This is a genomic window from Microbulbifer sp. 2205BS26-8, assembly GCF_030731025.1.
In the GTDB taxonomy this organism is placed as follows: Bacteria; Pseudomonadota; Gammaproteobacteria; order Pseudomonadales; family Cellvibrionaceae; genus Microbulbifer; species Microbulbifer spongiae.
Window position 1 is genome coordinate 66,480 of the sequence record NZ_JAVAMR010000004.1, and the last position, 20,445, is coordinate 86,924.

At 56.4% G+C, this 20,445-nt stretch carries 13 protein-coding genes and 2 pseudogenes; 9 read left to right on the forward strand and 6 right to left on the reverse strand.

The genetic code is table 11. The features are described from left to right. Window positions 1–140: 140 nt before the first annotated feature. From Q5Y71_RS17480 to Q5Y71_RS02345, 4 genes and pseudogenes are all read left to right on the forward strand, one after another. Window positions 141–740, forward strand: a pseudogene (locus Q5Y71_RS17480) (SpvB/TcaC N-terminal domain-containing protein); the annotation flags it as partial. A 336-nt stretch (window positions 741–1,076) separates the two neighbouring features. Continuing rightward, window positions 1,077–6,068 (forward strand): toxin TcdB middle/N-terminal domain-containing protein, encoded by a 4,992-nt coding sequence (locus Q5Y71_RS02335; protein WP_306039737.1) that lies wholly within the window; start codon window positions 1,077–1,079, stop codon window positions 6,066–6,068. A 9-nt stretch (window positions 6,069–6,077) separates the two neighbouring features. Further along, window positions 6,078–6,632, forward strand: a complete 555-nt coding sequence (locus Q5Y71_RS02340) for a hypothetical protein (RefSeq protein ID WP_306039738.1) — start codon at window positions 6,078–6,080, stop codon at window positions 6,630–6,632. Window positions 6,633–7,549: 917 nt separating this feature from the next. Beyond that, complete coding sequence (locus tag Q5Y71_RS02345; protein WP_306039739.1) at window positions 7,550–7,807, forward strand: hypothetical protein; 258 nt, start codon at window positions 7,550–7,552, stop codon at window positions 7,805–7,807. 373 nt (window positions 7,808–8,180) lie between these two features. On the opposite strand, the gene Q5Y71_RS02350 is transcribed toward Q5Y71_RS02345, so the two are convergent. Together Q5Y71_RS02350 and Q5Y71_RS02355 are read right to left on the reverse strand one after the other, a co-directional pair. Further along, a complete protein-coding gene (locus Q5Y71_RS02350; protein ID WP_306039740.1) occupies window positions 8,181–8,723 on the reverse strand; it encodes a hypothetical protein in 543 nt (180 codons plus the stop codon). Further along, entirely contained in the window at window positions 8,723–8,998 is a 276-nt protein-coding gene (locus Q5Y71_RS02355; protein ID WP_306039742.1) for a hypothetical protein, read from the reverse strand. The genes Q5Y71_RS02350 and Q5Y71_RS02355 overlap by 1 nt, the downstream gene beginning before the upstream one ends. Before the next feature lie 339 nt (window positions 8,999–9,337). Between Q5Y71_RS02355 and Q5Y71_RS02360 the strand changes: the two are divergent. The 4 genes and pseudogenes from Q5Y71_RS02360 to Q5Y71_RS02375 all read left to right on the forward strand — a co-directional run bounded on the left by Q5Y71_RS02360 (window position 9,338) and on the right by Q5Y71_RS02375 (window position 13,981). Beyond that, window positions 9,338–10,137 (forward strand): annotated as a pseudogene (locus Q5Y71_RS02360) (arylamine N-acetyltransferase). Between the two features lie 142 nt (window positions 10,138–10,279). Continuing rightward, window positions 10,280–12,529: a DNA topoisomerase IV subunit A gene (parC, locus tag Q5Y71_RS02365; protein ID WP_306039743.1), complete on the forward strand. Its 2,250-nt coding sequence runs from the start codon at window positions 10,280–10,282 to the stop codon at window positions 12,527–12,529. A gap of 153 nt (window positions 12,530–12,682) precedes the next feature. Then, entirely contained in the window at window positions 12,683–12,889 is a 207-nt protein-coding gene (locus Q5Y71_RS02370) for a hypothetical protein (protein WP_306039744.1), read from the forward strand. 18 nt (window positions 12,890–12,907) lie between these two features. Further along, entirely contained in the window at window positions 12,908–13,981 is a 1,074-nt protein-coding gene (locus tag Q5Y71_RS02375; RefSeq protein ID WP_306039746.1) for an HlyD family secretion protein, read from the forward strand. 74 nt (window positions 13,982–14,055) lie between these two features. On the opposite strand, the gene Q5Y71_RS02380 is transcribed toward Q5Y71_RS02375, so the two are convergent. From Q5Y71_RS02380 to Q5Y71_RS02390, 3 genes are all read right to left on the reverse strand, one after another. Then, a complete protein-coding gene (locus Q5Y71_RS02380) occupies window positions 14,056–14,475 on the reverse strand; it encodes a DUF2147 domain-containing protein (RefSeq protein ID WP_306039748.1) in 420 nt (139 codons plus the stop codon). Between the two features lie 145 nt (window positions 14,476–14,620). Then, window positions 14,621–16,087, reverse strand: a complete 1,467-nt coding sequence (locus Q5Y71_RS02385; RefSeq protein ID WP_306039750.1) for a YdiU family protein — start codon at window positions 16,085–16,087, stop codon at window positions 14,621–14,623. Window positions 16,088–16,162: 75 nt separating this feature from the next. Next, window positions 16,163–17,641, reverse strand: coding sequence for a Ppx/GppA phosphatase family protein (locus Q5Y71_RS02390; protein WP_306039752.1), 1,479 nt, complete (start codon window positions 17,639–17,641; stop codon window positions 16,163–16,165). Window positions 17,642–17,844: 203 nt separating this feature from the next. Here Q5Y71_RS02390 and ppk1 point away from each other — a divergent pair, with 203 nt between their 5' ends. Continuing rightward, on the forward strand, window positions 17,845–19,893 hold the full coding sequence (ppk1, locus tag Q5Y71_RS02395) for a polyphosphate kinase 1 (RefSeq protein WP_306039753.1): 2,049 nt from the start codon (window positions 17,845–17,847) through the stop codon (window positions 19,891–19,893). A gap of 5 nt (window positions 19,894–19,898) precedes the next feature. Here ppk1 and Q5Y71_RS02400 read toward each other — a convergent pair whose 3' ends face one another. Continuing rightward, entirely contained in the window at window positions 19,899–20,399 is a 501-nt protein-coding gene (locus tag Q5Y71_RS02400; RefSeq protein ID WP_301416549.1) for a hypothetical protein, read from the reverse strand. Between the last annotated feature and the right edge of the window lie 46 nt (window positions 20,400–20,445).

The following is a 20,445-nucleotide window of genomic DNA, read 5'->3' on the forward strand; positions in this document are numbered from 1 at the left end:
CGGAGATATTTTTTACTATGGATTTTACTAAGTTGGTTTTTAAACCGGTCATAGGAGTTTGGTGTGCGAAATGTCTTCGAATCCGCCTTAGTAATTGTCTGGCCGGATTGATACTGCTTATAACAATTTGTAGCTCGGCAATGGGTGCGGCACCAGTTACTCCAACCGTTTTATCGTTGCCGAGTGGCCCCGGTTCCATCGAGGGCTTGGGGGAATCTTTCACACCACAGTTGAACTCGGGTACTGGCCAGTATCAGGTGAAATTGGTAACACCCTCGGGGCGGAATGGCTTATCCCCCAATCTTTCTCTCAATTACAACAGTGGCCTGGGGAATGGAATAGTTGGGGTTGGAGTCAAACTTTCTATTCCTTATTTACAGAGACAAACAGATTTAGGGCTGCCCAATTATTCTGAATGGCCAGCTGGTGATCAACTGGACAATAATAATAATGGGCAAGTCGATGAATTTTCAGAAGCTGATCAATTTATTGATGCGCAAGGCCGAGAATTGGTATTGACAAAAGAGGGAGACTATCGTGCAGAAATAGAATCTGACTTCATTAAGTATGAGAGACTGTCCCAGGGTTGGCTGCTGCATTATCCCAATGGCGATAAACTTCAATTGGGAACAACAGATGAAACCAGAATTGTTTCTGACTCGAGAATATTTAGATGGTATCCGAAGCAATATACAGATACAAATGGTAATGGGATCGATTACCACTGGGAAAAAATTGATGATAGCACACAGCCTTACTTAACCGAAATTACCTATAATCACGGGCAAGCCGACCCAGCCCGTATTCAGTTCGGCTACGAAATACGCCCGGATATTTTGATGGATTACCGGGCTGGCTATGGAATAAAAACGCAATACCGCCTTGCAACCGTTACCATGGTTGCCGGGAGTAAATCGATAAGACAATATCGGCTTGAGTATTATCCAACTACAGATTTACAGCCACTATCACAATTAAGCCGTATTACCGAATATGGCGCGGACCTCACTACTCATCTTCCCCCTTTGAATTTTACTTGGACTCGGTTTGACCCGGACAAGGTTGATAAACACATCATGCCGGGTATCAATGCGCCAATTTATTCAGAATCTACTGAATTTTTCGATATGGATGGGGATGGGTTGCCTGATATCCTCAATACCGGCCTGCAAAATCATGTGTTTTGGTTGAATCAGGGGCCCGACGAACAAGGAGTGGTTCAATGGTCTGCCGATCAAAGCATGGTAGGGAGGACCAGCTTAAGATTTACAAACGAGAACAATCTGCTGGCAGATTTTGATGCGGATGGTCGTACTGAACTATTGAATTACACCACGTCGGACACGCAAGTTTTTGGTATCAGTGATTCTTTTGAATGGGAGCGTCACGGTTCTCTCCAGCGTGCCGGATTGCAACTGGATAGTGCAAATACGCGCTTGATTGATATTAATCATGATAAACGCACAGATGTATTATCAGTAACGAGGGTCGGGCGGTCGTTAAAGTTTAGCGCACTACTCAACTTGCCGGATGGCTGGAGTAATGTTATTGATCTACCCACGCACGACGATTTAATTGCTGTGGATTTTTCCAATCCAAAGGTCCATTTGGCCGATATGAATGGAGATCGCCTATCTGACATTGTGGTAATTGCGCAGGTTCAAAATGATCTTAAAGTGATTTATTTTCCACATCGAGGGTTGTCCGGGTTTGGAGCCCGGGTTAGTTTTAATGCCGTTGTTAATGTTCCTTTAGACCCTAAAAAAATCCGATTTGCCGATATTAACGGTGACGGTCGTGCCGACTTAGTCAATCTGAATGGGCCGCGGGCAGAATTTTGGCTGAATCATGGCCTTGATCCCGACGATCACACATTGTCTCGTTTCAGCGCAAAAAACTCTATCACCGCTCCAGGTACACTTACCACGCCAGATGCTATACGTTTTATCGATATTAATGGTAATGGTTCTCAAGATATCATCTGGTATCAACGTACCTCTTCAGACGGCGGTTATGCTGTTGCCGATCTTTCCCCCAATGAACAGCCCTATCAACTAAAGGTTATTGACAATGGGCTGGGGAAAAAAACAACGCTTCAATACATTTCTCTGCAGCGGGAACGACTGCGCGATATGGCTGAGGGGAGACCCTGGACCAGAAAAATGCCGATTGGTATGCAGGTGGTCAAAAGTATTGACGTGGAAGATGGTGTAAGCGGCGTTATCCAGCGCAAGCACTTTAACTATCACAATGGATGGTATAACCCGTCAGACAAATCCTTTTGGGGCTTTGAAAGCGTGGAAGTCGTTGAACATGGAAGCCAGGATGTCCCAACACTACACCATATCAATGAATACCACTTGGGTGAAAGCGCTGAAGTTTTAAAAGGAAAATTAAAGATCGCTCGCCGTGAAAATGATCAGGGAGAACTGTTTGACCAGGAAAGCTATAACTGGGAAATTGCAGAAATTGCTGAGTCCATTGCTGAGGACCAGCGGGATGTTCTGCAAGCGCAATTGACCAAGAATGAACGCATCGTTTTTGAATTAGGTCAGGGCGAGGCGGTGAGGTTACTGACCCAGCTTGCCTATGATAATTTTGGTAATACGATTCGCATTGAAGAGCTTGGCCGTCAGGATGGCAACTGGGGAGATGAGCGGATCACCCGCTGGCGTTACAGTTCCGAATCATCGGCAGGACAGGCCCGGTGGATATTACAACGGCCAATCGAGCGAACAGTCACCGATTTAAACCATCAATTGATTGCCAAAGAGCAATGGTTTTACGACGACGAGAGTTTTAGCGGAGGGAATTTAGGTTTTGTCAGTAAGGGCAATCTGACCCAGCACAGGGCCTGGACCGATGCCAGCAACCCGAACGCCTATATTGAACTTAAGCGTTATCGCTACGACAGTGTTGGTAATATTATTGCGCAGATGGACCCGTTGTGGCCCGAACAGCCGGGGCACCTGGTTGAAACGGTATTCGACCCATCCTATTCACTGTATCCCATTGAAGAGCGTATTCATACCGGTACAAATGTACTTACTGCGAAAGCGAGTTACGATTATACGCTTGGGGTGATGCAGAGCTTCACCGATTTTAATGGGCAGCAAACCCACTATCAATTCGATGACTTGGGGCGACTTACCGCTATTGTAAAACCTGGAGACAGCCTGTCAGCACCGACGCTTGCGTACGAGTATCAGTTAGCACGACCGATCGGAAACGGGTTGATTAGCTGGGTAGAAACACGCCAACGTGAAGACGTGGGCGGTGGCACCATCGACAGCCGCCACTTCTACGACGGCTTGGGCCGAACCCTGATGGTACGCAGTGAGGGTGAACAGCCCGGTCAGGTGGTGGTCAGTGAACACCACCGCTACGATGCGCGGGGCCAGGTCTCTCGCACCGCCCTGCCGTATTTTGCCGAGGGCCTCGCTTACCAGGCCGGCGACCAGGGTCCTCACCAGCGCCGGTACCGCTACGATGCCCTGGGGCGTATGCAGGAAACCCGCCAGCCCTATTCCGCAGAGAGTGGGGAAAGTGTCTTCAGCCGCATTACCTACCAGCCGCTGGTGCAACTGCGGGAGGATGAAGAGCAGACCCGTGCCAACAGCCCCCATGCCGGTGCCGCCAAGCGGCTGGTGTTCGACGGTTTGCAAACTGCCCGGGGTGAATACCGCCTGCGCCAAGTGGATGAAATTGTCGGTGCCAATACCCAGGGCGGCGCTGGCGGTGCCACCTGGTCGACGTACTACGACTACGACCTCAACGATAACTTCACCCGCCTGCAGGATGCGCAAAACAATGTGCGCAGCATGCACTACGACCACCTGGGGCGGATGCGGTTTTTGGACGACCCCAATCGCGGGCAGCGCTGGCAGCACTTCGATGCCGCCGGCAACCTGCTCGCCACCCGCGATGCCCGGGGCCAGGAGCGGCACTATCGCTATGACGGTGCCAACCGCCTCCTGAACGAATATCACCTGCCGCCGCGGGGAGAAGCGCCGGCTGGCGGGCACTGGCAACCGGATGTGCAGCTGGGCACTACGGCCCCTGTGGTGCGCTACCAGTACGACCAGCGCAGCGAAGCGGACGGTGGGTTTTTACGCGGGCGCCTGGCCAAAGTCACCGACCAGGCCGGCTTTGAACAGTGGCGTTACGACGCGCGCGGGCAAGTGGTAGAGCGCCAGCGCAAAATCCTCGGCCCGGATATCGACAGCCCCCTCTACACTACGCGCTTTGTCTACGACAGCGCCGGGCGCCCGGTAAAACAGTTCTATCCCGACAATACCCGGGTGGATTTCCACTACAATGCCCGCGGTCTGCTGGAGCGGATTCCGGGTGTGGTGGAACAGCTGGACTATACCCCCAACGGCGTCCTGCAACACCAGGGGCTCGCCAACGGAGTGGCGACCCACTGGGACTTCGACGAACGTCAGCGCCTCGCCGCCCTGCACACCGTGCGCAGCGCAGACGCACTGCAATTACAGCAATGGGACTACCGTTTTGATGCCGTCTCCAATGTACTGGGCATCGACGACCAGCGCTCCGCCGACGCCCTGACTGCCATGGCTGCTGAACTCGGCGCGGCCGCCCAGGCAGCGTCACTGGCACACAATGTGGTCTACAGCTATGACGACGTCTACCGCCTGACCGGTGTGGCCAATGATCGTGAGCAGACGTATTACAGTTACGACAAAATCGGCAACCTGCTGCAACTGGGCCGTTCCCCCGTCAACCTGCCGGACCTGGCCACCAGTGACGCAATACAGATCACGGACCTGCGCTATGGCGGCAGCAGTGCAAACAGTAACAGCGGCGCCTCCAATCGCACGAGCCGTGGGAATCTGCCCGGGCCCCAGGCCCTGAGCTGGGCCGAGGGTGCAATAGAGTACGACGACAACGGCAACCGGATTCAAGCCGGCGACCAGCACTATCAGTGGGACCACGACCAGCGCCTGGTCACCGCCGGCAACTCCCAGGCGGCGGATCACTACGGCTATGACTTCAAACACCAGCGCCGCTTTAAAATCACCGAGGGTACCGGTGGGGCCCGCAGTGTTACCCTGTATATCGATGCAGACAGCGAGGTGCGCGACGGCCAGCTGCTGAAATACATTCGCCTTGGCCAGCGACGTATTGCCCGCAGTGACCGGGGCGGGGAAACCTTTGCGCCCAGCGCCTACTACCTGCACACCCACCTGGGCTCCACCGCGCTGACGCTGGATGCCGATGCCGGGCTGGTCAACGCCTTTACCTATAAGGCCTATGGCGAACTGGACAGTGTCCTCGGTGACAGCGCGGCGGCCCCCTACGGCTATACGGGCAAGGAGCGGGATACAACCACCGGCCTGGGGTATTTTGAGCGGCGCTACCTGCAATCAGCTTTCGGCACCTTTATCAGCCCGGACCCGCTGCTTAATACCGCGGCGCGCTTTACCGATCCGCAGCGCTGGACGCCTTATCGCTATGGGCGCAATAATCCGATTAGTTATGTTGATCCTAATGGCGAGTTTGTTTTTCTCGCTATTACAATTGCAGTTGTAGCCTATTCTGCATATGAAGGTTACCAGGAGGGAGGTGCGTCCGGTGCTGTTGCAGAAGCGTCCGGCTATAATGATGCTAAAGCGGCTTATAACGATTTGAAAAATGGGGACTATAGTGGAGCTGTTATAGCTGTTGTTGGTGTCGCATGTAAACTCTGTAAGGGCGCGGATAAGGCTATAGAGGGGACGAAGGACTTAACTAAGGCTATAAAGAGTGGATTGCAGCGTGCTGAAGCCGCCCGAGATTCGAAGTTAAATGAGATTTCTCAATTATCCAATACACAAATAAAGAAGGTTTCAACTGTTGTCGGTGCACACGATCCAGCAACTGGTAAAGTTGCGGTCGGAGTTAAACGAACAGGGTGTGATTTTGAGAAATGTGCTGAAGATCTTGCCGCTGAAGCTTTAGGGAATCCAGATCCAAAAACTATTGAATTTACAAAAGTAATTCGACCACGCAACGAGAAGGTAATACCTCGCTGTGATAGATGCACCAATAAATTTGGACCAGAATAAGGTAAATGCATGTTTGATAAAATTGATAGTGTGAATTGGGAACAGTTGCAGCAAGCTCATGGTAATGCTGAGCATGTTCCCTCAGCTATAAAAAACTTAATTTCAGAAGATGCAAAAACTAGGGAAGCTTCTTATTGGCAGCTTGATAATCATATTGTATTGCAGTCAGACCTATATGAAGCATCATTTTATGCTATTCCGTTTCTGATAGAGATATTGCAATCAGACACATCTTTAGGTCGTGATTACGTTTATGATTTGCTTTTTGAAATAGCCAACGGGCATGCTGCTCAAGAATTAAAGTGTTCGTATGATGGTCAAGAGCTTGGGTTAAGAGAGGCTTGTCGCGTTTCTATAATTGATTTTTTACCGGTTTTCTTGAGTGAAGTGGCGGATCTTAATTCTAGTTGCCGAGAGCAAGCGTTGGATCTTTTGATGTCATTGAGTGAGGCTAAAGAAAAAATTGTACCGGTTCTTTCTGCAATTCTTTCTGACGAGGGCGCGGAAAGTAAATTGGGTAATAAACTAAATGAAGCTATTACTGAATTGAACAGTTCAGAATAATTGTCGAATAGCTCACAAATGCGGGCCTATTTTTTAAATCGAGGGTGTTCAAAACCCTGTATCAGCCAAGTAGTCTTATAAACTGATATATTTCTCCAGACGATCAGGGAAGTAGATTGTCAGCTGTGGTACCGATTGTGTAGTACCAAGTTGGATCCCAGCGAATTGCGCGGAGTATGCATCGACGGCCAGGAACCTACGCTGCTATCTCGTGAGGTTCGTATTGCCGTTCGCATCTGATGTACAGTTGCAGTTAACCAAAATCCCTGGCCAATCGCTACCCGCCAGGGAAACTGAATTCGGTGTCGCCTAAAGCTTCGGCTTGATTGTATTCCCTGTAAAAAGGGATTACGGTAGGGTCTGCTGCCCTACCGCCAAGCGGTAATCCGGCCTAAGCGAACAAAAAAACAGAGAATAAAGCCGAAAAAACGCTTAACAATCATTGTGATTCCGCCCGCAAGGCGCCCTGCAACCGGGGCGCTTGCGGGCAATCCACAGCCACAACAAAGCTTCAACCAATAAAGCAGGACCGCATCATGACCGCGTAAATGATAGAAAAACGCCACCCCCCGGTGCTGGAACACCGAGGAATGGCTAACCCCAATAGATAAATAAGCTATCTAGCGAGGCTGTCTTGAATGATACGCCATACACTCGTTCGTCTTCAATAAAGGTCTTTTTGAAGGCGTGCATTCCGGGTCACTCCTGCCCCCGGCGGCGGAGTGTGCTGTGGCGTTGCGTGATGATTGGTGTGGTCTTTTACTTCAGCCGCGCACCGCCTCTCTGGTTGCGTACCCAACCTACAATTCCCTTTACTTTTTTCCCACAAGGACTACGCCTGCGGCGGGATAAACCGCACAAAGCGCTGTGCTTTTTCGGCACCTTTCCGTCACAGGCGACTCAAGGAGCCTATAAAAATGTCTATATTACCCTGTCGATTATTTCAGCCAGTGGAATTGGGGGATTATTTCACCTTCACGCTGGTCGCCATCAAAGAGAACGCGATAGACCTGCATATTGCGCCCGGCAGGGGCAACCGGGTGATGCGGGCCGTGCATTTCCTGCAATGGTTGGATGAGACCTGGGCGCTGAACGAAGCCTGTGCACTGGAGGCGGGCCCAATCAATCAGCCTCCAGCCATCATCAGACCATTCAAGCCGCGACCCGATAAATAAACGGGGCCCTGAGAGTCAGAGCGAGCGCCTCGAAAACCTGTGCAGCCCCAAGCAGCAACGCCAGCGCTTACCTTCTTCTGCTGTCACTGCGGGGCGGTAAGCGCGTCGGCTACCGGGGCTCTTTCGTTTTTGTACTTGCAGCGGTAAGCATCATACGCTTTCCTGTGGGCAAGGTTTTACCGCTTTGCAGTATCCTGGCTGGAAACAGAAAGCGTCTATGGGCACAGGCGGAGCGGACTTGGTGGTGAAGGGCTTCGAGTAATCCCGAAAGGCAGTCAAGGGTACAGTCAAGAGAAAGCGGGATTGCAACTAGACGAAACCCGTTTTACAAGGCAATCCGTTGCGGGCAACTGCAGAAGCTAGAAGTTAGAAGCTAGCAGGGCGCGGTCGACTGCTTAAAGGCATTAACCATCATTTTCGCTTCCTTGAGGCTCAGTAAATAGCCTTTCAGGGAATTGATTCCTGCGCGCACACCGAATGTGATCAGGTGCAGTTCAAGTGTGAAGGCCAGTTCCGATTTCAACCGGGGAGTAAATGCGAGAAAGGCTTTAAAAATGGAGTGGTGTATTCTGTTGAGCAGATTTTGTATTTCTGTATTGCTGGTGGATATATTTTTAGCCTTGTTCTCGAAGGTTTTCAGTTCATCCAGGTGCACAGAAAACCGTTTGAGATTGAAGATAACCGTTCTCTGCTCGCTGTAGCTCGCAATCATGGTACTCAGGGCATCGTTGATCTTTCTGAGGGCGATATAGTCTGTTCTGGTGAGATCTTCGTAAGCGTTGGAGAGGTAGCGGATGGCATCCCTGCGCAACTGGCAAAGCTCGAATAAATGCTGATCATGCTTTTTCATCTCTGCAAGCCGGTATAACTGAAAGGCAATGCCGAACAGGGCCATTGCCAGCAGTAGATAGAGCATTATCCAGACTCCTTTTCATTGACTGGCTTTCTGGGTGCCGCCTTTCTGGTTGGCGGGGAGTAAGAAAAGGCGTTGTCCATCAGCTTCAGAAACCTATCCCGGTATTCCCGATTATCCGCTGCCAGCCGATCGATTTCAAGCTGGCGATCTTTCAGGCGGCCGCGGTACATCCAGAACAACAAGTAGTGTGCAAAGATGAAAAAGATGACAAAGAGACCGTTCTTGAGGCCCATCTCCTGCACAAAGGAGAGTATATCTTTGAGCGTATCGGTCATGCAGTCCCTTAAAGCCGATTTATTATAGGATTCCGCGTATTTTTAACTATCGGAACTATTGAGGCAACTGGATTCAACCCTCCCCAACTGGGCAAAACCTGCCTTTGTCTACCCGTTCCTACTCTGCGCATGGCGCTCAGAAAACGTAAACCTGTCTTACCATTCTTTGCGGAATTTTCAATCTTTCCTGTCAGGGTTATAAAGGCCCCTGGGGCTGGGAGCCCAGCGTAAACAGGTTGTTTTCCGGTATTGACCTCAACCTAAGTTGCGCTGTTAGGCTGCCCCGTATTGAAACCCGGCCCGGAGGATAACAGGCAGATGACAGCAGACACACACAGCATGGATCTGGACAGCTACTTTGCACGTATTGGCTACAGCGGCAGGCCGGCGCAAACGCTGCAAACCCTTAAGACACTGCTAGCCCGGCATGTTGACAGTATCCCTTTTGAGAATATCACCCCCTTTCTTGGTGAGCCGGTCAACATTGAACTGGCCGCCATTGAGAACAAACTGGTGCATCACCAGCGCGGGGGCTATTGTTTTGAACAGAATGCGCTCCTGCGCGCGGTCTTGCAGCAGATCGGCTTTCAGGTGACGGGGCTCGCTGCCCGTGTCTTGTGGCAAATGCCCGAGGGGCATCAATCCGCGCAGTCCCATATGCTACTGCGGGTTGTGTTGGAGGGTGTCCCCTATCTGCTGGATGCGGGGTTCGGCAGCAATACACCCTCGGCCCCTTTGCGGATGGATTCTGCTGCCCGGCAGAGCACCCCCATGCGGTTTACCGCCTGACATTGACAGGGGAGGAATACCTGCTGGAAATCCGCATTGCGCAGGGTTGGGCGCCCATGTATCGCTTTGATTGCAGGCCCCGCACCGCGGGCGATTACAAAATGGCCAACTGGTATTGCTGTACACACCCGGAGTCCCGTTTTGTACAGCAGCTGATTGCAACGCGAATAGTGCCCGAGGGGCGCCATGTGCTGCTGGACCACCAGTTGAGCTACCAACCGATCAATGGATCCAAAACCGAGAAAACGCTGGCCGATGTGAGGGATTTGCGCCGTACTTTGCTGGCGGTGTTTGGTATTGAAGTGCCCTCCGGGGCAGGTGCAGATCGCAAATTGGCAGGTATATTTTAAAAGGTGGCCGCTTAACCGGGGCTGGTGGCAGATCCCCGTCTCGAGCCCTGCGCTTCAGGCTGGTCCGGTGCGCCACCCCCTTTGAACCTCCCGTTGCGGTCCGCCATAATCCGCCCCTCGCAAATCGAACAACGAGTGCTGCATGACCGACACCACTGTCTACGAGGCCACCGAGCGCCTGCCGCTGAAGGCGTATACCGAAAAAGCGTACCTGGATTACTCCATGTACGTGATCCTGGACCGCGCCCTGCCCAATATTGGTGACGGCCTGAAGCCGGTACAGCGGCGTATTGTGTACGCCATGAGTGAACTGGGGCTGAAGAGTTCCGCCAAGTACAAGAAATCTGCGCGCACGGTCGGTGATGTGATTGGTAAGTACCACCCCCATGGTGACAGTGCCGTGTACGAGGCCATGGTGCTGATGGCGCAGCCGTTCAGCTATCGCTACCCGTTGGTGGACGGCCAGGGCAACTGGGGTTCGCCGGACGATCCCAAGTCTTTTGCCGCCATGCGTTACACCGAGTCGCGGATGGGCAATTATTCGCAAGTGCTGTTGTCGGAGCTGGGCCAGGGCACGGTGGACTGGCAGCCCAATTTCGACGGCACTCTGGAGGAGCCCTGTGTGCTGCCGGCGCAGGTGCCCAATATCCTGTTAAATGGCACCACCGGTATTGCGGTTGGGATGGCCACGGATATTCCGCCCCACAACCTGTGCGAAGTGGTCAACGCCACCGTGGCCCTGCTGGAAAACCCCAAAGCCACCGTCGAGGACCTGTGCGCGCATATTCCCGGCCCGGATATGCCCACAGAGGCGGAGATCATCACCCCGCGCGAGGATATGCGCAAACTCTATGAGACCGGTCGCGGTTCCATCAGGATGCGCGCCCTGTGGAGCGGGGAGGAGGGTGATATCGTGGTCACCGCGCTGCCCCACCAGGTCAGTGGTGCCAAGGTACTGGAGCAGATTGCCCAGCAGATGCAGGCCAAGAAGCTGCCGATGATTGCCGACCTGCGCGACGAGTCGGACCATGAAAACCCCACGCGCCTGGTGATCGTGCCCCGCTCCAATCGGGTGGACGTGGAAGCGGTGATGCACCACCTGTTTGCCACCACCGATCTGGAGCGCAATTACCGCGTCAATATGAATATGATCGGTATCGACGGGCGCCCCCAGGTGAAAGCCCTCGATAAAATACTGCGCGAATGGCTGACCTTCCGCGCCACCACCACCCGCCGCCGATTGCAGTTCCGTTTGGACAAGGTGGAGAAACGCCTGCACCTGCTTGCGGGGTTGCTGATCGTCTTTCTCAATATCGATGAAGTGATTGAGATTATCCGCACTTGCGATGAGCCCAGGCAGGAATTGATGGAGCGCTTCGAGCTGACCGAGGTGCAGGCGGATTACATTCTCGATACCAGGCTGCGCCAGTTGGCGCGCCTGGAAGAGATGAAGATTCGCGGCGAACAGGCGGAGCTGGAAAAAGAGCGGGATACCCTCAGCAAAACCCTGGGCAGTGAGCGCCGCCTGAAGACCCTGATCAAGAAAGAGTTGTTGGCTGCCGCCAAGGCATTTGGGGATAAGCGCCGCTCGCCGATTGTCACGCGGGAAGAATCCAGGGCCTTTAGCGAAGCGGAGCTGCTCTCCGCCGACCCGATCACCGTGGTGCTGTCCAGGAAGGGCTGGATTCGCGCGGCCAAAGGCCATGACATCGATCCCGCCGCTCTCAGCTACAAGGCCGGCGACGGCCTGGGTTTTGCCGCGCGCGGCAAGAGCAACCAGCCGGCCTTGCTGCTGGATAGCACGGGGCGCAGTTATGCCATCGCCGCCCACTCGCTGCCCTCGGCACGGGGCCAGGGCGAGCCGCTCAGTGGGCGTATCAACCCGCCTTCCGGGGCCACTTTCGAGGGGTTGTTGATGGGCCCGGACAACCAGCGCATCCTGCTGGCTTCCGATGCCGGCTATGGCTTTATTGCCCGGTTGTCGGACCTGCAGTCGCGCAACAAGTCGGGCAAGGCACTGTTGACCCTGCCCAAGGGCGCCCGGGTACTGTCCCCCTGTGTCCTGCATTGCCCGCAGGAGGCCCTGCTGGCGGCGGTGACTTCCGAGGGCCGGATGCTGGTATTTCCGGTGAGCGAGCTGCCGGAGCTGTCCAAGGGCAAGGGCAACAAAATCATCAATATCACCGCGGCGCGGGCGGCCAGCCGCGAGGAAGTGGTGGTTGGTGTGGCCGTGCTGGAAGGCAAAAGCCAGCTGTTGGTACACGCGGGCAAACGTCACACCAGGATCAGGATTTCGGAGATGGATCACTACCGGGGCGAGCGCGGCCGCCGGGGTAACAAGCTGCCGAGAGGCTTCCAGAAGGTGGACAGGATCGAGGTGCTGGAAAAGTAGGCACAGCGCACCTGCAGCCAGTGGGGCAGGCGGCCGCCAGGGCCGCTTTGCGCACTGCCCCGCCACACCACCATTCCCCTGTACATTGATGAAATATTCATCAGGCCTATAATGGGGCCCCTAAAGAGGTAGAACGCGCCAGCAAACGGGGTTGTGGCCGGGCTCCGTGTCTGGCTGCCCTGGGCCATGTGCCGGTCACCGCACCGTAGTATCCATCCCGTCAAAGAGCCGAGCTCCGATACCGATGTGAACCGGAGAAAAAAGCGGGCGCAGCAGACCCGCCCGCAGGCGCTGGTGGGGTTTTGCTTTGAGAGCGACAACCGTGTCAGTGGCCATGGCAGCGGCTGCACAGAAACCTGACACCCGAAGAGAGTGAATGTGACGGACAAGCGGCACTTAAAACTGGGCCCTGTGGCCTTGCGCAAACTGGGCCTGGTGCTGGCGGTGGTTATCCTGGCAGCCGGCTGGCGCCTGTTTGGCGGAACCCATCTGGTGGAGGCCGAATATGCCTTCGTCAAAGCCGATAAGGTTTCCCTGGCTCCGGAGGTGAGCGGTGTCATCACCCGGGTGCTGGTACGCGCCAACCAGCCGGTGCACCAGGGACAGTTGCTGATCCAGATAGATCGCACCGCCTTTGAACTGGCCGTGGCGGAAGCGGAGGCGCACCTGGCCCAGGTGCGCAACGGGCTGCTGGCGCGCCGCGCCGAGTATGCCGAAGCCGATGCAGCCCTGCAGCAGGCGCGCAAAGATGCAGAATTCTACCGGCGCCAATTGGCGCGCAATGAAAAGCTCGGCCAGATGGTTTTTTCCGAGGCGGAACTGGACAGTGCGCGTCAGCAGCTGGAGCAGGCCGGGGCGCAGATTGCGATCAATGCCGAGAAGCTCTCCAGCCTGCGCGCAAAACTGGGCGGTGATCCGGATATCGCTTTGGAGGAGCAGGCCGATCTGAAAGTGGCCCAGGCGCAACTGGACAGGGCCCGCTTCCAGTTATCGCGCACCCGAATAATCGCCCCGGCGGACGGCACTATTGCCAATACCCTGCCCCAGGTGGGGGAAATGGCCACGGTCGGCACCCGCCTGCTGGACATGATCGATTCCAGCGATCTGTGGGTGGAGGCGGAGCTGGAGGAAACCGCGCTGGGCCGTGTGCGTGTAGGCCAGCAGGCAGAGGTTACCCTGGCGGCCTATCCGGATTTCCGCTGGCAGGCCCAGGTGGACAGTATGAGCCCCGCAAGCAGCAGCGAATTCACCCCGTTACCCGGGCAAGATGCCAGTAGCCGCCGGGAGGGGGTCGTGCAGCGGGTGCCGGTGCGGCTGCGTCTCTACCCGCTCAAGGATGCACCGGTTCTGCGCGCAGGCATGAGCGCCGAGGTGCGGATTGATACCGGCGAGGACGACAAGGTTATAGCGGCGCGGGCCTCCAGCGGCGCGCGCGGCAGGGTAGTCCTGTAGGGTGATCCTGCCTGTAGCGGCGTTTCCCGCAGCCGGCGGCCCGCCCCTGGACGCGGATCTGTACCGCTTGGGGCTTACTGCACCCGCTGCCAGGTCTGGGTGCGGTAGAAGAACCCCAGGTAACCGCGCAGCTTGAGCGTATTGTCGCCCTCGAGCCAGAACTTGCAGTCGTACACTTTGCCCTTGGTGGGGTCCATAATCTCCCCGCCCGAGTATTTGTCCCCCTTCTTCACCATCCCGGTAATCACATCCATGCCCACAAGCGGTTTGCCTTTCAGGTCGCCGGGGCATTTTTCACAGATGGTGTCACTGGGCCTGGAGAGAAGCGTTGCGATTTTGCCGTAGTATTTGCCACCCTTTTCGTAGATTTCCACAATGGACTTGGGCTGGCCGGTTTCATCGTCGATGGTGCGCCACTGGCCCACAACGTCTGCGGCACTGGCCTGCAGGGCGATCAAAAGGCCGAGGGTAACCAACAGCAGGTTTTTAATCATCGGTTGTTGTTCCTCTATTTATTTGTGACCAGGATATTATAAAAATTCATACCCTGCGATACCGGCGGGCTGTCACCCACAACAGGGATCCGCAGAAAACCGGCCTGCGGCGGTCCTACCCCGGTAGCATCTCGGTCACTGCGCCTCAGGAAGAGCAGCTGAGGGGGATGCGCTTGGCGGACTCCGGGGGGGCAATGGCCCAGACCTCGTGCTGCGGGTGCTCCTCGAAGGGGGACTGCAGCAGCCGGCGCAAGATCCGCAAGGGATGATAGTCGCCCTTTTCGGCAGCCTCGATGACCTTCTGTGCCAAATAATTGCGCAGAGTGTACTTTGGGTTCGCTTCTAGCATGGCGAGGCTGCGCCTGCCGGCGTCGCTGTTTTCCCGCGCCAGACGGCTGTCGTAGTGCTCCAGCCACTGTGTCAGTTCGCTGTGCTGCGCGGGGGGGATCCGCTCGTGCAGCGCCGAGGCTGGCCTCTCACCGCGGTAGCGGGACAGGGTGCGAAAAAACAGGGCGTAGTCGGTCCCGCTGTGCTGCAGTAACTGCAGCAGCGCCGCACACAGTTTGTGGTCGCTCTCCTCCTCGGTGGCCAGGCCCAGTTTGGCGCGCATACGCGCGGCGTAGGCGTCGGTGACCATGGGCTGAAACTGTTCCAGACAGTCGCGCAGGGTGTCCACCTCCACAACACCGGAGAGGGCATGGGCCAGGGCGTTCAGGTTCCACAACACCACTCCGGGCTGCTGTGCGAAGGCGTAGCGACCGGTGTGGTCCGAGTGATTGCAGATATACGCGGGATCGTAATCGTCCAGGAAAGCGTAGGGGCCGTAGTCGAAGGTATCGCCGATAATCGACATGTTGTCGGTGTTGAGTACGCCGTGGGCAAAGCCCTCCGCCTGCCAGCCCGCCACCAGTTCCGCGCTGCGTCTGGTCGTGAAGCGCAGCAGCGCCTCGGCCTGCCCGCCCGCGCTGAGCCCCTCGGAATCCGCGACAAAGCGCCTGCAGATCTCGCCGATCAGCTTTTGCAGGGCCTGCAGTTGCTTGGTGTAAAACAGGTACTCGAAGTGGCCGAAGCGCACGTGACTCTCGGCCACACGAATCAACATCGCGCCCTGCTCGATCTGCTCGCGCGTGACCGGCTCGTCGCTGCCGACGATGCACAGGGCACGGGTGGAGCGGATGCCCAGCCCGCTCAGGGCCTCCCCCGCCAGGTACTCCCGCAGGGTGGAGCGCAGCACCGCGCGGCCGTCGCCAAAGCGGGAGTAGGGGGTCAGTCCGGCGCCTTTCAGGTGCAGCTCCCAGCGCCGCCCGGCCTGTTCGATCTCACCCAGCAGCAGCGCGCGGCCATCCCCCAGGTCCGGGTTGTAGACCCCAAACTGGTGACCGGCGTATTTCATCGCGAAGGGGCGGCTGCCCTTGAACAGCCTGGCCCCCGATCCCAACTGGGCCCAGGCGGGGTTTGTGGCCTCTTCGGGATCGATGCCCAGCAGCGACAGCACGGCGGGATTGGTGTCGATCAAGCGGGGATGTCTGAACGGCGTGGGCTCGATCGGGGTGCCAAAGGCATCACCCAGATCGGCGTAATGGTGGCTGAGGGTAACTTCGCTGAGTTTCATAGTGACTGAGTGTAGGGTGGAAAGTGATACGGGGCCCGCTGCGCAGGGTACGCGGAGACTCAGGCATGGGGAAAGTCATACGGCCAGCAGACGCAGCGGGTGGGGTTGCGACTGCCAGTGCTGCTCCTCCTGGTAAAGCAGTTCCTCAATGGCTGGGCTGGCGTCCAGCCACTGGCGTTCAACCTGCAGGCGGTAGGCGTCTCCCTGGCGGGCCAGGTTGATGCCCTGCAGCGAGCGCTCGCTGCGGTCGCGGTGGATGATACAGCCCAGACGCAGGCACAGCAGCAGATCCGGATTGGGGTGGAAACCGTAGTGTTCCCTGGGTTTTTTGATACGACCGCGCTGGTTGCGCACCAGGTAGGCCAGGTGTTCCTGTTCGCTTTTGGAAAAACCCGCCATATCGGCGTGTTTGATCATATAGGCGCCCAGCTTGCGGAAGTTGCTGTGGGTCAGTGCCAGGCCCAGTTCGTGTAATTGAATGGCCCAGCGCAGCCGCTGCCTGTCCTCCCGTGGGCAGGTCGGGCGCAACTGCTGCAGCAGCTTGAGGGCGGTATCACTGACACGCCGGACCTGGTTGGTGTGCACCTGCCAGCGCTGCATCATCGCCCTCACGGTCTCGAAGCGACGGTCCCCGCCGTGCAGCCGTCCGGCCAGGTCGTACACGATGCCTTCGCGGATCCCATAGGGAGAGACCGCCATGCGCTGTATGTCCAGTTCGCAGAAAATGGCGTGGAGTATCGCCAGGCCGGCGGCAAAGACCGGGCGTCGCTCCTCTTCCAGGTGGGGCAGGTCCAACTCTGCGATATGTTCTGCCGCAGCGACCGTGCTTGCCAACTGGTCGATATCCCCGCGTTTGATATCCGCCACCTCGCCGCCGTTGAGTACCCGGGATACCGCTTTGACGGTGCCGGAGCAGCCAATCACTTCGGCTTCTGCGGCCATGTGTTGCAATTCCTGCAATTTCGCGCGCGCCGCCCGCTGTGCCCGGTGAAAATGGTTGACGGTGCACCTGCCAATAATGCCGTCGGCAAAATAGCGCTTGCTGTAAACCACACAGCCCATATACAGGCTCTGCAGTTGCTCCGGCGTTTCACTGGCGCGCACCAACTCGGTGGAGCCGCCGCCGATATCGATAATGCAACGCGGTCGGGGCGGCTCGTCCGCAGCGGCCATCACACCGGTATAAATCAGGCGTGCCTCCTCGATGCCACTGATAATTTCCACCGGTGTACCGAGGATGAACTCCGCCTTTTCGAGAAAGGTGTCCGCACTGGCCGCCGCGGCGCGTAACGTCTTGGTGCCCACCACGCGGATATGGTCTGCGGGCAGCTTTTCCAGTACCGGCCGGAAGCGCTGGAGCGCAGCCAGGGCGCGCTCGGAAATCACCGAGTCCAGGTGGCGTTTTGCATCCAGGCCCTCGGCCAGGCGCACCATGGCGTGGTCCGTATGCAGGCGCAGCATGCGCTGACCGCGGAATTCCGCCAGCAGCAGGTGAAAGCTGTTGGAACCCAGGTCGAGGGCGGCGTAGCGTTCTGTCGGAGTCTGCATCGGCATCCCGGCTCCCTTGTGAATTGAGACGGTTATCTGCTCTACTATTAGCGGTATAATCCTGTGATCAGGATAGGCGTCCCCGGCCCTTGAAGCCGGGGCGCGCTTTTGCGGCATTCCCCGCATCTGGGGGGCAGTGCAGCTGGTTGCCACTTCCCCGGGGCAGATGGCATTTCACAGGAAGCCGAAGGTATTTTCGCAGATTGCCCATGCCTAATGATATACCCCTCTACCCGAAAGAATTGAGCTGGCTCTCCTTCAACGAGCGGGTCCTGCAGGAAGTGGAGGATGAAAGCGTGCCCATTATCGAACGGGTGCGCTTTTTGGGGATTTTTTCCAACAACCTGGATGAATTTTTTCGCGTGCGCGTTGCGGATGTGCGCCGACTTGCGGCTTTTGCCAGAGGGGAGGCGCAGAAAAAACACTTTGCCAAGCTGCTGGGCCAGATAAACGAGCGGGTATTGCGCCTGCAGAGGCGCTATGCCCGCGCCTACGCCAAGGTCATGGCGGGCTTGGGCCAACAGGATATTTATCTGGTTAAAGAGAGCAAATTAACGCAGCCGCAGCGAACATTTGTGGAGGACTATTTTCACCGGGAGGTACTGCCGGAACTGGAGCCGTTTTTTATTGATGACCGCGAAACCATGCCTCTGCTCAATGAAGCGCGTATCTATTTTGCGATCCAGCTGCAATTGAAAGACGGTTCGCTGCCCTGTGCGGCTATGGAGATTCCCACCAATACGCTGTCTCGCTTCGTCCTGATCCCCCCGCGCGAAGGCAAGCGCGAACAGGTCTATATCGTACTGGACAATATTATTCGCGCTTGTTTGGTGGAGGTATTTCGCGATGTCCTGCCCATTCGCACGGCGCGTGCGTATATGTTCAAAATCAGTCGGGATGCGGAGCTGGAACTGGGCGAGCAGATCACCCAGAACCTTGTGGACCGCATGGAAAAATCCCTCAAGCGGCGCAGGCGGGCCGATCCTGTGCGCCTGGCCTACGATGCGGACATGCCGCCAACGCTGCTGAACCTGGTGAAGAAAAAACTGAAGATGGGGCGCTATGATACCTATACACCGGGGGGGCGTTATCACAATTCCAAGGATCTGATGAAATTTCCCGCAGGTGCTGCCCGCCACAACTACAAGCCTCTGGTACCATTGCCGACCCTGCCCTGCGGCGAGAGCGCCTTCTCCCATATACGCCGTGCCGACCGTCTCTATTACTACCCCTATCACGACTTCCGCGTCATCACCAATTTACTCGCCTCCGCCGCCATTGATCCACTGGTACATGAAATTCGCATTAATCTCTACCGGGTGGCAAAAAATTCCCAGGTGGTTGCCGCACTGGTCAATGCGGTGCGCAATAACAAAAAGGTCATTGCGGTTGTGGAATTGCGCGCACGTTTTGATGAGTTGGCGAATATCCACTGGTCAGAGGAGTTGCGCGACGCCGGCGTCGAAGTGATCTACGGGGTGCCGGGCTTAAAGGTGCACTGCAAGCTGATCTCCATTATTCGGCGGGAAGAGGGGAAAACGCGATACTACAGCCATTTGGGCACAGGCAATTTCAACGAAAATACCGCGCGCATCTACTGTGATTTCAGCCTGCTCACCAGCAACCAGGCACTGGGGCGGGATGTGCACAACGTGTTTGAGTTGATCCGCTCCACCCGGCGCCGGCCGGTATTTCAGCATATTGCGGTTTCCCCGCTCACGAATCGCGCGGCCCTGATGCAGGCGATCGACAGAGAGATAGAGGCGGCCGCTCAGGGGCGCCGCGCCGAACTGTTTTTCAAATGCAACAACCTGGTGGATAGCCAGATGGTCGAGCGCCTCTACCGCGCCGGCGCCGCCGGGGTCAAGGTTCGCATTATTGTGCGCAGCATGTGCGCGCTGGTCTGCGAGACCCCGGGGCTCTCGGAGAATATCCAGGTGATCAGCCTGGTGGACAAATTCCTGGAGCACGCGCGGGTGTATATTTTCCACAACGGGGGAGAGGAGTTAATATGGATGTCATCGGCGGACCTGATGACGCGCAATCTGGATCACCGGGTCGAGGTGACCTTTCCCATTACCCAGAGCGCGCATCGCAGCCTGGTGCGCAAAATCCTCGAGCTGCAATGGAGTGACAACCAGAAAGCGCGGGTTCTGGATGCGCGGCAGAGCAACCGGCGCCTGGCCAATAACACAGGCCGGGGATGTCGCGCCCAGGATGCGATTTATCGCTATCTGAAACAGCACAGCACCGCCTGAGCCTCTTAGTCCCGGCTAAAGCCCACCAGTTGTCCGCGGCTGAAAGAGAAGCGGTAGCGCTGCCCCACCTGCAGTTGTCCGCTGCAGGGAGATTGAATGGTCATGCGCGGATAGTGCGGCGTACTCGCCCAGGCCTGGAAGTCGTTGCCGGGCCCACTGCCGACCAGCCAGTAGTAATCCCCGTTGTTGCAAAAAGCCTGCGGGGCACAGCGCTCCCCCCCCCACACATAGGCGTTGACATCATACTGCACAGGCAGGCCGGGGTTTTCCCGGAAAGGTCTGCGCGGGTTATCGGTAAAGAGGTAGAGATCGTCAAAGGCAATGGGGGGGAACCCCCGTGCGGGAGTGGTACAGCTGACAACCTGGGGTTTGCCGGTGATACGCGCATGGGGTGGGGGTGCTTTCTCCTTGCCCGCAATGGCCATTTCGCTGGGGAAGTAACCGCAGCCGCTGGCAGATAGCAGGGCCAGGGCCACAAGGTTTGCACCCCATGCACGAATACGCACACATCACCTGTTCAAGTAGCGGAGACCTCCTACCAATATAGTCATT